General features: G+C 70.0%; 8 protein-coding genes and 2 pseudogenes. 7 read left to right on the forward strand and 3 right to left on the reverse strand.

The annotated features are described in order from the left end of the window. Positions 1-14: 14 nt before the first annotated feature. Complete coding sequence (locus ACIA8O_RS00795) at positions 15-1,019, forward strand: hypothetical protein (RefSeq protein WP_396291325.1); 1,005 nt, start codon at positions 15-17, stop codon at positions 1,017-1,019. Positions 1,020-1,086: 67 nt separating this feature from the next. On the opposite strand, the gene ACIA8O_RS00800 is transcribed toward ACIA8O_RS00795, so the two are convergent. Further along, positions 1,087-1,572 (reverse strand): hypothetical protein, encoded by a 486-nt coding sequence (locus ACIA8O_RS00800; RefSeq protein WP_396291326.1) that lies wholly within the window; start codon positions 1,570-1,572, stop codon positions 1,087-1,089. Positions 1,573-1,887: 315 nt separating this feature from the next. Here ACIA8O_RS00800 and mobF point away from each other — a divergent pair, with 315 nt between their 5' ends. Genes mobF through ACIA8O_RS00815 form a run of 3 tightly spaced genes read left to right on the forward strand, consistent with a single transcriptional unit; the run spans position 1,888 to position 8,056 of the window. Then, positions 1,888-6,930, forward strand: coding sequence for a MobF family relaxase (gene mobF, locus ACIA8O_RS00805; RefSeq protein WP_396291327.1), 5,043 nt, complete (start codon positions 1,888-1,890; stop codon positions 6,928-6,930). 53 nt (positions 6,931-6,983) lie between these two features. Further along, the gene (locus ACIA8O_RS00810; RefSeq protein ID WP_396291328.1) at positions 6,984-7,469 is read left to right on the forward strand and encodes a winged helix-turn-helix domain-containing protein; all 486 of its coding nucleotides are present in this window, start codon (positions 6,984-6,986) and stop codon (positions 7,467-7,469) included. Next, entirely contained in the window at positions 7,469-8,056 is a 588-nt protein-coding gene (locus ACIA8O_RS00815; RefSeq protein WP_396291329.1) for a transposase, read from the forward strand. Before ACIA8O_RS00810 ends, ACIA8O_RS00815 begins: the two co-directional genes overlap by 1 nt. 129 nt (positions 8,057-8,185) lie before the next feature. Here the strand turns inward: ACIA8O_RS00815 and ACIA8O_RS00820 are convergent, their stop codons facing one another. Beyond that, positions 8,186-9,781 (reverse strand): P-loop ATPase, Sll1717 family, encoded by a 1,596-nt coding sequence (locus tag ACIA8O_RS00820; protein ID WP_396291330.1) that lies wholly within the window; start codon positions 9,779-9,781, stop codon positions 8,186-8,188. Positions 9,782-10,114: 333 nt separating this feature from the next. After that, entirely contained in the window at positions 10,115-11,353 is a 1,239-nt protein-coding gene (locus tag ACIA8O_RS00825; RefSeq protein WP_396291331.1) for an IS256 family transposase, read from the reverse strand. Positions 11,354-11,486: 133 nt separating this feature from the next. On the opposite strand from ACIA8O_RS00825, the pseudogene ACIA8O_RS00830 reads away from it, so the two are divergent. From ACIA8O_RS00830 to ACIA8O_RS00840, 3 genes and pseudogenes are all read left to right on the forward strand, one after another. Then, a pseudogene (locus ACIA8O_RS00830) lies at positions 11,487-11,717 on the forward strand (aquaporin family protein); the annotation flags it as partial. Beyond that, positions 11,714-12,674, forward strand: a pseudogene (locus ACIA8O_RS00835) (NAD(P)-binding domain-containing protein). The pseudogenes ACIA8O_RS00830 and ACIA8O_RS00835, both read left to right, overlap by 4 nt. 505 nt (positions 12,675-13,179) lie before the next feature. Next, the gene (locus ACIA8O_RS00840; RefSeq protein ID WP_396292123.1) at positions 13,180-13,323 is read left to right on the forward strand and encodes a hypothetical protein; all 144 of its coding nucleotides are present in this window, start codon (positions 13,180-13,182) and stop codon (positions 13,321-13,323) included. Positions 13,324-13,365: the final 42 nt, after the last annotated feature.

The raw sequence follows: 13,365 nt of genomic DNA on the forward strand, positions 1-13,365 counted from the left end.
AAGGAGACCTGCCGATGGCCCCCGCCCCGACGCTCGCCGAACGGCTGGACGCCGCCACCGCCGACACCCTCAGCGTCGCTGACATCAGCTCCGCGACCGGGCTGTCCGAGTCCACCGTCCGCCGCCTCACCAAGGAGCCGGGCTGGCCCGCTCCCGACGAGTCTGGTGACCACCGCGAGCAGCGGTATCCGCGCGAAGCCGTCGCCGGGTGGATGCGCGACCACCAGGCCGCGCGCGTCAACCCGCAGGAGCTGCCGGGGCAGGACAGCGACCGGGTCACCCTCACCGAGATCGCGAACCGGACCGGCAACAAGCGCGAGACCGTCAGCCGACTGCCCTCCACCTACCGGACCAGCAGTGACCCGTTCCCTGCGGCCGACACCCTCGGCACCTACAACTGGGGAGAGGTCAAGGCGTGGCTCGGCCGACGGGCTGGCCGTACCGGCCCCCGCGGGGCCACCCAGCCGCCCGCCCCCGCTGCGCCGCCGGCCGCGCCGCCCGTGCTCGACGTGCTCACCACAGCCATGATCGAGCGCCTGACCGGCAAGGGGAAGGAGGCGGTGAAGACCCTGGTGCGCAGGCCCGAGATCGCCGAGCTCAGCTCCGGCAAGGTCGGCCGCCTCCGGGTGTGGCCCGCGGCCACCCTCCTGCCGCTGCTCTGGCAGCTCGGCTACCTCCCGCAGTCGGGCCCGCTCGGTGCCGAGCCGACCGCCGTCTTGGTCGAGCTCGGCTACCTGCCTGCCAAGGGCAAGCCGAGCGCCGAGCAGCGCGCCGTGCTGCGCGAGTTCGGCTACGACGAGCAGGGCAGTGTGGAGCACCGTGCCTGGCTCGCCGGGCCTCCCCGCTCCGCCACCGAGCTGGCCAAGCACTACGGCGTCAGCATCAGCGCGATCAGCAAGCGCATCGCCCGCGCCCAAGAAGCCGGCCAGCCCGTACCGCACCCGGCCGACACCGAGGACGGCAAGCGCTACGACCCGAAGGACTTCGACACCTTCTGGAACCCGCCGGCCGCCGAGTAGCAGCCGCTGAACACCACGACGGCGCTGCCGACCAGCCACGGTCGGCAGCGCCGTCGCCGTCCCACTCCTACCGCTGCGTGGCCCCGGCGATTCCCGTGCCATCGGACTCACCAGACCCGACACGGTCGGAGCCGGCCACGGCGGCGACCGGACCGGCTTCCGCCACCGCCGTAGTCTCGGCACCGCGCCCGTCCCTGCGCGGCTTCCCACCACCGGCAGCCTCCGCCAGGACCGTCCGGACCTCCACCAGCGACAACCCCGTCAGCTCCGCGATCTGATCGCGCGGCTCACCCAGATCCTGGAGCGTCACAACGGCCAGCTTCGCGAGCCGTTCCGGCTCCTGCGCCGCCGCCTCCGCGTCCGCCAGGACCTTCGCCGCTCGGGCGCTCGCGGCCGCCCGCAACTGCTCCGCCCTCCCCGTCTGCTCGTAGAAGTCAGTCAGTGCCGACTCCACCTGCCGCTCGCGCCGGAGACGCTCTGCGTCCCGTGCTGCCTTCGCCTGCTGCGCCGCCCGAGCCGCACTGGCTCGCGACGCCGAAATTCGTCCACTCATGCATCGAACATAGCCAAAAAAACCGAGGCTGCAAGCCCCTTTGAATCCCTCTCAATAAACGTCGATAAATATCGAGAAAGGGCGATAGGGAAACCGAGATGCACGTCACGGGATCGGCACTGCAAGCGCCATGAGCTGCCCATCTGTCAGCATTACCAAGCCATCCAGACACCTCTTGCAGATATTCTGAGCATGGTCCGCTGCGCGGGGCTAAAGTGCTCCCATGGCATTTGATGAGGCAGGTGGAACGGCGGCTCGAATAGCTGCCACGCCCACCCTCATCCGGGTTTCGGAAAGCTGGGGGTGGTCGCGTTGATGACCATCCACAAGCTGAGTGCCGGCAACGGCTACACCTACCTGACGCGCCAGGTCGCGGGCGGCGACGTACAGCGTCAGCGTGGTCAGTCCGCCGAGGAGTACTACACCCAGAAGGGCAACCCGGCGGGCGTCTGGCTCGGCCGCGGCGCGCCCCTGCTCGGACTCGACGGGACCACCGTCACCGAGCAGCAGATGAAGCACCTGTTCGGTCTCGGGCAGCACCCGGACGCGGAGCGGATCATCGCCGAGCACCTGGCCGCCAACGTGCGCGCCGACATGGACGACGACCAGCTCAAGGCCGTCCAGGCCGCCGCGATCAAGGCCGCCACCCTCGGCCGCAAGTACCCCGAGTACGAGCCGCTGGACCCGTTCGCCGAGCGCGTCGAGCGGCGCCTGGCCGTCATCGAGAAGGAGACCCGGCGCACCCCCACCAGCGCCGAGATCAAGAAGGTCCAGCACGAGGAGTCACGCCGTCAGCGGGCCGCCATCGCCGGGTTCGACCTGGTCTTCGCCCCGGTGAAGTCCGCTGCGGTGCTGTGGGCGCTGGACGAGCGCCCGGAGGTCCGCGCCGCCGTCCGCGCGGCCCACGACGCCGCCCGCGATGCCGCGCTGGAGCTGCTGGAGGAGAATGCTGCGCACACCCGCACCGGCAGCACCGGCCAGGCCCAGATCGACACCAAGGGCCTGGTCGCCGTCGCGTTCGACCACTACGACTCCCGGGCCGGCGACCCCAACCTCCACACCCATGTCGTCGTCGCGAACAAGATCGTGGGCATCGACGGGAAGTGGCGTTCGCTGGACGCCCGCGGCCTGCTGGCGATGACCGTGGCCACCTCCGAGTTCTACAACTCGCGGTTCGAGACCGAGCTGACCGCCCGGCTCGGCGTGCAGTTCGAGGCCCGCGAGGACTCCGCCACCAAGCGCCAGCCGGTGCGCGAGATCGTCGGCGTTCCCGTCGAGGCGATCACCCACTTCTCCTCCCGCCGGACCGAGATCGAAGCCCGCTACGAGCAGCTCCTGCGGGAGTACCGGCGCGAGCACGGACACGACCCGTCCCGCGGCATGACCCACCAGCTCGCCCGCCAGGCCAACCTCGACACCCGCGAGGGCAAGAAGGCCGCCCGCTCCCTGGAGGAGATGCGCGCCGACTGGACCCACACCGTCACCACCGCCCACGGCCAGGGCATCGTCCAGCGCGTGATGGCGGCCGTCCCCGCGCCCGAAAGCACCCCTGCTGCCGCTCAGCAGGAGGAGCCTAAGCCAGTCGAGATCCCCACCCTGGCCGCAGCCGTGATCACCGCCGTCGGCGAGGAGCGCGCGGTGTGGACGGTGTGGAACCTGCGCGCCCACGCCGAGCGCCTGGCCCGCTCCGAGCACCCCACCACCGGCACCACCGAGCACCGGCAGCTGGTCGAGGCGATCGTCACTGAGGCCGTCTCCCCGGCGCACAGCGTCCGTATCGACACCCCGGTGCTGCTCAACGAACCGAAGGAGCTGCGCCGGGCCAACGGAGACTCCGTGTTCGTCCAGCACGCCTCCACCCGCTACACCAGCACCGCCATCCTGGACGCCGAGCGCCGCCTGGTCGACGCCGCCCTCACCCCCGTCAACGAGGGCCTCAGCGCGGCCTTCGTCGGCGCCGCGATCGACGGCTTCGAGGCCCGCAACCGTGCACTCGATGAGGGCCAGCGCGCCCTCGTCACCGCGTTCGCCACCGACACCCGGCTGGTCTCCCTCGGCCTCGGCCCGGCTGGCTCCGGCAAGACCACCGCGATGCAGGCGTACGTCCACGTCGCCAACCAAGCCGGCCAGCGGATCGTCCCGCTCGCCACCTCCGCAGCCTCCGCCGCCGTCCTCGCCCGCGACCTCAAGCAGCCCGCCGAGAACCTCCACAAGTTTCTCTGGGAGCACACTGGCGGCACCTACGCCGCCCAGCTAAGCAGCGGCCAGAACGTTCCGTCGAGCCGGGCCGGCTTCGTCCTGAACCCGGGCGACGTGGTCCTGGTGGACGAGGCCGGGATGGCCGGCACGCTCAACCTGGACCGCCTCACCCGCATCGCCGCCGAGCACGGCGCGACCGTCCGCCTGCTTGGCGACTACCGCCAGCTCGGCAGCGTCGAAGCGGGCGGCGCGCTGCGGCTAATCGCCGCCGAAGCCGACGCCGTCGAGCTCACCACGCTCCACCGGTTCAACAACAAGGACGAGGCGGCCGCCACCCTCAAGATCCGCACCGGCGACAGCGCAGGGCTGGACTTCTACTTCGCCAACCAGCGGGTGGTCAGCGGCTCGCGCACCGCCATGGTGGAGGCCGCCTACGACGGCTGGAAGGCCGACATGCTCGCCGGCCGCACCACGCTGATCAGCGCCCGCACCGGAACCGACGTCACCGCCCTGTCCGCCCGCGCCCGCGAGGACCGCGTGGCCGCGGGCCAGGTCGAGGCTGACGGCGTCCTGCTGCGCGACGGCAACCGCGCGGGCAAGGGCGACTGGATCGTCACCCGCGAGAACAACCGCAAGATCACCACCAACCGGGGCACGGACTTCGTCAAGAACGGCGACGCTTGGGAGGTCCTCAAGCGCCACCAGGACGGCTCCCTCAAGGTCCGCCACCTGGAGCACCGCGGACCTCTCACCCTGCCCGCCGAGTACGTCGCCGCCAACGTCCAGCTGCTCTACGCCTCCACCATCACCCGCTCCCAGGGCGGCACCGTCGACACCGCCCACCCGCTGGTCACCGACGACACCACCCGCGAGGAGCTGTACGTCCAGCTCAGCCGCGCCCGCCACACCACCACCCTCTACACCGCCACCCACGACCTCCTCCCGTTCGACACCGACGAGCAGCTCGACCAGCCCAAGAACGACCCCAACTCCTTCGCCGCCCGCGAGGTGCTGGAGCGCGTCCTGAGCCGCGAAGGCGCCCAGCTCTCCGCCACCGAGACCATCCGAGGCGCCCAGGAAGAATCCGTCTCCCTGGCCACCCTGGTGCCCCGCCACCAGCACGCCACCGAGACCCTGACCACCCCCTACTACCACCAGCTGATCCACCGCCTGTTCGGCCCCGCCCTCGCCGAGCAGATCACCACCGACGACGCCATGACCGCCGTCACCCGTGCCCTGCGCACCGCCGAAGCCGCCGGTTGGCAGCCCGAGCGACTGCTCGCCGCCGCCACCTGGCGCGGCGATCTGACCACAGCCGACTCCCCGGCCCAGGCCCTCGCCTGGCGCCTGAACACCATCACCGAGGACCGCCCTGCCCCCGCCCACCTCAACGCCCCCTCCACCGCCGACACCACCCGCTACGCCACCCTGGTCGCGCAGCTCACCGGCCTGCCCGCCCACCGCCTCGACCCCGAGACCGCGACCGCCGAACCGGCCGCCCTGCGCATCGCGCCCGCCGCCGCCCAGGCCCCCGACGCGCACCCGCACGTCTCCGCCGACACCCTCAACCGCTACGCCACCACCGCCGCCACCACGCTCAACACCACCACCGACCGCGTCACCGCCCACCCGCAGTGGCCCCACCTCGCCGGCGCCCTGGCCGCCGCCGAGCGCACCGGCCGCGACACCACCACCCTGGTCACCACCGCCGCCACCCAGACCACCGGCGCGAGCGACCCGGTCACCGCCCTGACCCGCGCCGCCCGCACCACCCTGGCCACCGACGGCACCCCCGAACACCACCAGCAGGCCCCCGAAGCCCTCCGCCACCAGGCCCTCGCCGCTGATGTCCTCGGCAACGAGCACGCCACCCGCGCTCGCAACGAGAACACCTGGCCCGCCCTCACCGCCGCCCTGCGCCGCGCCGAGACCGCCGGCCACGAACCCGCCACCCTGCTGCGCCAGGTCGCCGAGAGCCGCCCGCTAACCGGCGCCGACAGCCTCAGCCAGGTCCTCGCCTGGCGCATCGGCCGCCACCTCGCCACCGAAGCCCCGGCCACCACTGCCCAGCAGAACGACCGTGCCGAAGCGGAGCTTTGGCGCACCCTCGCCTGGACTCTCAAGGCCATCGAGAACACCGGCACCACCGCGGAGACCACCCTCTCTGACGTGACCGGCCGCACCGCTTTGCCCGAACTCCTCCAGCAGGCCCAGCAGCAGGCCCTCGCCCGCACCCGCGCCGCCTCCGGCCGCTCCGACCTCCCGGCCTGGATCAGCGCCGTCCCCACCTCCACCGCCGCCAACCCGCGCCACCACGAGTACCTCACCGAGAGCACCACGCTGATCGCCAGCCGCCTCTCGGCGCTCGCAGACCGCACCGCGGAGCACCGCCCGGAGTGGAGCCGCACCCTCGGCGAAGCCCCGACCGACCCCACCCTGCGCGCCCAGTGGCAGAAGCAGCTTGCCGTCGTCGCCGCCTACCGTGACCAGTTCAAGGTCACCGACGACACTGCCGCCCAGCCCGCCGGCCCGTACATCGAGGAAGGCCGTACCGGCCACTACGTCTACTGGCAGGCTGCCGAAGCCGCCATCGCTGCCCGGCGCATCGCCACCTCCCCGAGCACCTCGGCGATGGTCCCCACGGACAGCGACCAGCAGGCCCTCCACCGACTCGCCGCCGACGTCTACCGCACCCTGCCCGAAACCGACCAGGCCGAAATCCTGCGCACCGTCGCCACCCGGACCGGTGCCACCTGGCTTGCTGGCCGCCCGCGCCTGGACGACGCCGCGCTGGCCCAACAGCACGTCGCCGAACACGTCAGTACAGTGCTCGCCGAACGGCGCCAGCTCACGGCCGAGGCGGTCCAGTCCGACCAGCCGCACACGGAGGAGCGCCGCCAACCGACCCTCGCCGAACGCCGCCGAGCCGGTCGCCAGGCCGAGCGCCAGGCCCACCGCGACCAACTTCAGCAACGCGGCGGACAGCCCACCCGCGTCGCCCGGACCACGCCGACCCAACGGATCGACCAGGGGCAGCAATGGACCCCAGTGCCCGTGCGGCGAGACCAAGGTCCAGTGAACCAGCGGCCGACAGTCCAGCAACCTCCGCAGCAGCCCCGCCCAGATCAGCAGGGCCCACGTCTCCGTTACTCAGCTTGAACTTGCCTTGTCGTAGGTGCTGAGAGGTGCCGATCCGGGGGTATGCCCTCGTCGTGCGATATGCGCAGGGGGGCGGGTTCACTGCCCAGGAACAGCAGCGCCGGGAGCGGGTGCGGCTTGATGCCGCCGAGCGGTTCGAGCGTGGTGACGGCAACCAAATGATCGCTCGCGACTTGAGGATCACGGTGCGATCGGTCGAGCGGTGGCGCCGGGCCTGGCGGGAAGGTGGCTCGGCGGCGCTGGAGTCGAAGGGGCCTCAGTCTCCGCCGAGGCTGGGCGAGCGGCAGTTCGCCCAGCTGGAGCGGGAATTAGAGAAGGGGCCGTTGGTGCACGGCTGGGAGGACCAGCGGTGGACGCTGGCGCGGATCAAGACGGTGATCGGCCGGCGGTTCCATGTCTCGTACACGGTCCAGGGTGTCTGGAAGCTGTTGCGGCGCAACGGCTGGTCGTGCCAGCAGCCGCTCCGTCGGGCGATCGAGCGCGATGAGGGCGCGGTCGAGGTGTGGAAGAAGCAGGTGTGGCCGCAGGTAAAAGCCTAGTGGCGACGATCGGGGCCTGGCTGGTGTTCGAGGACGAGGCCGGGGTGTCGATGACGCCGGCGCGCGCCCGAACCTGGGGGCGCCGCGGCCGCACCCCTGTCGTCCGGGTGCGTGGCCGCTCCCGCCGGCGGGTCTCGATCGCCGCCCTGACCTGCTACAAGCCCGGTGAACGATCCCGGCTGATCTATCGGCCCAGGCCGGACGACAGTCAGGGCAGGGCCAAAGGCCGCAAGAGCTTCGCCTGGACCGACTACCGCGACCTGATCGTCGCCGCGCACCACCAACTCGACGGCCCGATCGTCCTGATCTGGGACAACCTGAACACGCACCTGGCCGCCGGCATGAAGGAGTTCATCGCCGCCCAGGACTGGCTGACCGTCTACCAACTGCCCGCGTACGCCCCTGACCTCAACCCGGTGGAGGGGATCTGGTCGCTGCTGCGGCGGGGGTTCCTGGCCAACGTCGCTTTCGCCGACCCGGAGCACCTGGTGCGGACGGTCAGACGAGGGTTACGGAAGATCCAGTACCGCCCGCACCTCATCGACGGCTGCCTGACCGGGACCGGGCTTACCCTTGCCCCACCCTGACCACCGACATCGCGAGTTCAACCTGAGTAACCAAGAAGGGTGGGGTGTCCGGCCTCGTAGACAAAGGCCGGACACCCCACCCTTCTCGGTGGGACAGTCGAGCAGCGCGAAGTGGCGAGTGGGAGCCCGCTACTCCTCTGAACCAGCGTCAACTCCGACACCGTCGGCGCGACCCTGCACGAGGCCCAGTGCCGGTCGGTAGAGGAACGGTACCCAGAACTCCTGCGGGGGCTTCTTCTCGAAGAACCCGATCTCGATCAGTTGCGTAGCGATGGTCTTCGCCTGTTCCTCCGGGATCTCCCAGATGCTGGCGAGACTCTGCGCGTTGTGGTGGGTCTTGTGTCCCTCCAACGCCTTGATGTACTCCCTCAGGTCAGGATGCTCGGCATAGATGGTCTTCGTCAGCCGCACCTCCGACACAGCCGGGAGCGCTTCCTTGAACGAGATCCCGTCGAAGAGCTGGCTGCCGGCCGGGGCGTTCTGCCCGAGTTCCTGTCGGCGCAGCTGGACGAGACGGGTCTCGGAGAGGAGGTGGATCAACTCGCGGGGGGCGGTCTGCTTGCTCGCGTCGGAGGTTCGGGAGAGGCACCAGGCGAAGGTCATCGGCTTGTTGGGCCCGTTCTCCACTTGGGGCGGGCAGACGCGCAGGAAGAGGTCGTGCTGGTCGTCAGTCGGCAGCACTGTCACATTGGGCACGTTGTAGAACGCACGCAGCTTCGGACTGCGGATGAGGCGCTGCGTGGTGAGCTGGAGCAGCGAGTCGTAGTCCCACTGGAGCGTCAGCTCGCGTGTGATGTGGCTGGCTTCCCGGAAGCCCTTCTCGGTGATCGCCTTCCAGATGTCGGAACGCAGGAAGATCTTCAGCCTGATTCGGTCGATGCTGCCCATGTCGAGGTAGACCTTGAACAGGGCGCGCAGCGCGCTCTGTTCAAGGTCTGGGTCTCCGGCGAAGGCGACGTCCAAGCGGTCGATCAGCAGCCACAGGCTCAGGTCGGCCCGTCGGAGTGCATTGTCGGCCTTCTCCAGCAGGTCGTCCACGGCTACGGCACCTGCGGATCGCTGTCCGGGGGTGGGCTCGCGGAACTGGATACGAAGGCCGCCCGAGACCACGCCGCCCAAGCCGTCGAGGTTCGGCTCGATCTCGCCGATGTCCCTGCGGATGTAGGCCCAGACGTTGGCCAACTTCTTCTTGAGGGACACCCTCCGGCCGGGCAGGACGCCTTCGTCGGAGAGCGTCTTGACCAACTCGCGGACATCGGAGTTGTTGATTCCCTGGTCCTGAAGCTTGTCCACGATCACCGAGAGGAGGTATAGCTTCCACAGGAAGGTGAACTGGTCCTCGCTGATCTTCTCGTCCCTGGGAAGGGAGGAGAACGCCGGAGACCCCTGCGGGTTCTCAGCCGGGCTGATGATGATGTCGCGGTCCAGGAGCTGCGGCTCCCGGGCGACGAGCGTCGCGTAGATCGCGCTCTTTCCGGCCCCCTTGGCGCCGTAGACGATGTCGACGTCGTCGTTCCAGACCTGGTTCCACTGCTCGGTCTCCACGAAGTACGAAGCCAAGGCCGTGGCCTCATCCTCCGCGACTCGCGCACCGAAGTCCAAGTCCTTCAACACTGTCGCCTTGATAGCGATCTCCCCTCGGCTGGCTCTCAACCCTCCAGCATCGTAGCGATCTGGGGTCAGCTCTGCAGGCAGCTGCTCGGCGCGTTCTGTGTCCAACTCCATTGCGTTCCGCGGGCTTTACCTACCGTCGCCTAGCTGTCGTACTGCGCCACAGCCCTGCTGCCGGTGCGCGGCCAACTACCACGAGGGACCGGGTGTCGGAGTCGACGTGGATCTTCTCGGCCTCGCCGGTAAGCCTGTGCTGGGGGCGGACCGTTTACTCGTCGGCATCAGTGTCGGTTGGGACGGCTAGGTGCTTCGCCTACTCCAACTCGACCTTCGACGGGCACTCGCCGAGGGCCTCCCCAACTTCCTCCCGACCACCGCCGCCCGGTGCTTGGCGGTCACGTCCGCTGGAGTGGTGTACTGACGGCCACTCGGTGATCCAGTTTCAGGCTAGGCGGTCAAGGCGGTTGGGATGGTCTCGTCGGGGACTTCTCCCTCGATCGGGTGGAGGCGGCAGCGGCCCAGGATCTCGGAGCCGGTGTAGCGGCGCTGTTCGGCCCACTCGTCGCTCTGCTCGGCCAGCACCGCGCCGATCAGCCGGATGATGGAGGACCGGTCGGGGAAGATCCCGACGACGTCGGTACGGCGCCGGATCTCCTTGTTCAGCCGCTCCTGCGGGTTGTTTGACCAGATCGACTTCCAGACCGTCCGGGGGAAGGCGGCGAAGGCGAGCAGGTCCTCGCGGGCGCGCTCCAAGTGCTCCGCGGCTTTGGGGAATCGCTCGTCCAGGGTGGCGATGACCGTGGCCATCTGCTGGCGCACGGCCTTCGCGTCGGGCTGTTCGAACACGGTCCGCAGGAGCGTGGCGACCCAGGGCTGGGCGGACTTCGGGACCTGCGACAGCAGGTTGCGGGCGTAGTGCGTTCGATACCTCTGCCAGGACGCGCCGGGCAGGGACGCGCCGATCGCGTCGACCAGGCCGGCGTGGGCATCGCTCACGACGAGCTTGACGCCGCCCAGGCCGCGGGCGACCAGGGATCTGAGGAAGGCGAGCCAGCCGGCGCCGTCCTCACTGGTGGCGACGTCCAGGCCCAGCACCTCGCGCTGGCCCTCGTTGTTGACGCCGACCGCGACCAGGCAGTGGACGTTGACGACGCGGCCGCCCTCGCGGACCTTCTGGGTGAGGGCGTCGACCCAGACGAAGGTGTAGGGGCCCTGGTCGAGCGGGCGGCCCCGGAACTCGGCCATCCGGTCGTCCAAGTGCTTGGCCATGTCCGAGACTTGGGATTTGGAGAGCTGGGTGACGCCCATCGTCTCGGCGAGCTTTTCCACCCGCCGGGTCGAGACGCCGAGCAGGTAGCAGGTCGCGACAACGCTGATCAGGGCCTGTTCGGCCCGGCGCCGGCGTTCCAGCAGCCAGCTGGGGAAGTAGGTGCCGGAGCGGACCCTGGGGATCGCCAGGTCGATCGTGCCGACCCGGGTGTCCCAGTCCCGACTCCGGTAGCCGTTGCGGGAGTTGATGCGATCTTCGCTCGGCCGGCCGTACTCGCCGCCACAGGCCCGGTCCACGTCGGCGGACATCATGGCCTCGGCGAAGGTCTTCACCATCGCGCGCAACAAGTCGGGACTCGCCGAGGCGAGGTTCTCCTCCAGGAGCGCGGCGAAGGGCAGACTGTCGGGTGCGGTCATTGTGTTGGTCTCCTCTTCGTGACGTCAGACATCTCGAAGGATCAACCGGTGGCCGTTTCACGTTCTCGGGCGACACCCGCTACTGGGACGAAACCCCCGGAACGGGTGGAACCCGTACACCACTTCCCTGGACGCGACCGTCGGGGTCGCCTCTTACATCGGCGCCGCCTACTGGTTCACTTCCTCCACCTCCTTCGCCAACCCCGCCTTCACCGTCGGCCGCGCCTTCACCGACACTTTCGCCAGCATCGCCCCCGCCTCCGTCCCCGGCTTCATGGGCGCCCAACTCGCTGGAGCAGCCCTTGGGTTGACCCTGGTCGCGCTGGTCTTCGGCCACCACTGCCGAACGGCCGCCGCGCGGTGAGCGAGGTCCGGCACACTCAGGTCCTGGTGGTCGGCGCGGGCCAGGCCGGACTGGCGGCCGACTACCACCTGCGGCGCGCCGGGCTCGACTTCGCGATCCTGGACGCGAACGACGCCCCGGGTGGCGCCTGGCAGCACTACTGGGACGGCCTGCGGCTGTTCTCCCCGACCGCGTACTCCTCCCTGCCCGGCCGCCCGATGCCGCAGCAGCCCGGCGCCGAGTACCCGGACGCCGCTCACGTCGTCACCTACCTGGCCGAGTACGAGAAGCGGTACGACCTACCCGTCCACCGGCCCGTCCGCGTCCACCACGTCGACCGCCCCGCCGGGCACCTCACCGTCCAGACGGACCGCGGCACCTGGCACAGCCGAGCCCTGGTGATGGCTACCGGCAGCTGGCGGCGCCCCTTCGTCCCCAACGTTCCGGGCCGGGGAGAGTTCACGGGCTGTCAGCTCCACACCCACGACTACCGCGGCACCGGTACCTTCGCCCGGCAGCGCGTCGTGGTGGTCGGCGGCGGCAACTCTGGTGCCCAGATCGCCGCCGACCTCCACGCCGTAGCCACTGTTTGCTGGGTCGCCCGTCACCCGCCGCGCCCAAGGCGACGGACCTCGCATCTCCGACCTCGGTGACATCGTAGCCCCCGTGCGCGCCGCCCACGAAGCCGGACTGACGGCCCATCCGATGTTCAACCGACTCACCCCCGCCGGGCCCGCCTGGGCCGACGGCACCACCTGGCCAGCCGACACCGTGATCTGGTGCACCGGCTTCCGGCCCGACCTCGCCCCGGCCGGACTGCACCGCCACGCCGGCCGGATCCCGCTGGAGGGCACCCGCAGCCTGGAGGACCCTCGCGTCCACCTGCTCGGCTATGGAGACTGGACCGGCCCCGCCTCCGCCACTCTGATCGGGGTGGGCCGCACCGCCGTCACCGAGATTGCCGGCCTGCTGCACTGATCACCCAGGCGTTGCCTGCGACAGGGGGGTCCGCCAACTCTCGCCGTACACAGAACACTTCTGGACAGCTCTCCTACTGACGTGCTATCACTTGAGGCGCACCCGGGTTGTCCCCGGGGCTCTGCGGGATGGATTCCCTCGGGGTGCTTGTCTGGAGTAGCCAACCCAGGTCCGCCCGGCCGCAACGGCCAGGCCACGTTTTCTTCGGAGCCACAACGGCTTCCTCGGGTCTCGCCCGCGATGGGCAGGACGGCCCCTTGTGCGACCGGGAGCGCAACGCTCCCTCTCAAACAGGGCGTTACTTGATCTCTCGCAGATCTCAACGAACACACCGCGATGGTGTGGACGCAGCCTCGGGCCCTGCGTCTTGACAGGTCATCTGTCGTCGTTGGGGTTCTGCCACCGCACGGGTGCCCCTTCGACGGATGACTCCACCCACACCGTCAAGGAGTCCTATCCCATGTGGTCCGCTCTCACGGAGCTGGCTTCCGTATCCCCCTGGATCGTGGCCGTGCTGCTGTTCATCGTGGCACTCGCGTTCGTCACCGCGCTCGCGCTCGCCCTGAACGGCACCAGGGTGGGTGAACGCGCCGCCGTGATACGGGCGTTCGCCGAACTTGTGCGCTCGGTGCGAGGCACCCGACGGTAAGGCCAGGGGCTGTCCGGCAGTCTGACCGGACAGCCCCTGCCC

It is taken from the genome of Kitasatospora sp. NPDC051853 (genome assembly GCF_044452665.1).
Taxonomy (GTDB): Bacteria; Actinomycetota; Actinomycetes; order Streptomycetales; family Streptomycetaceae; genus Kitasatospora.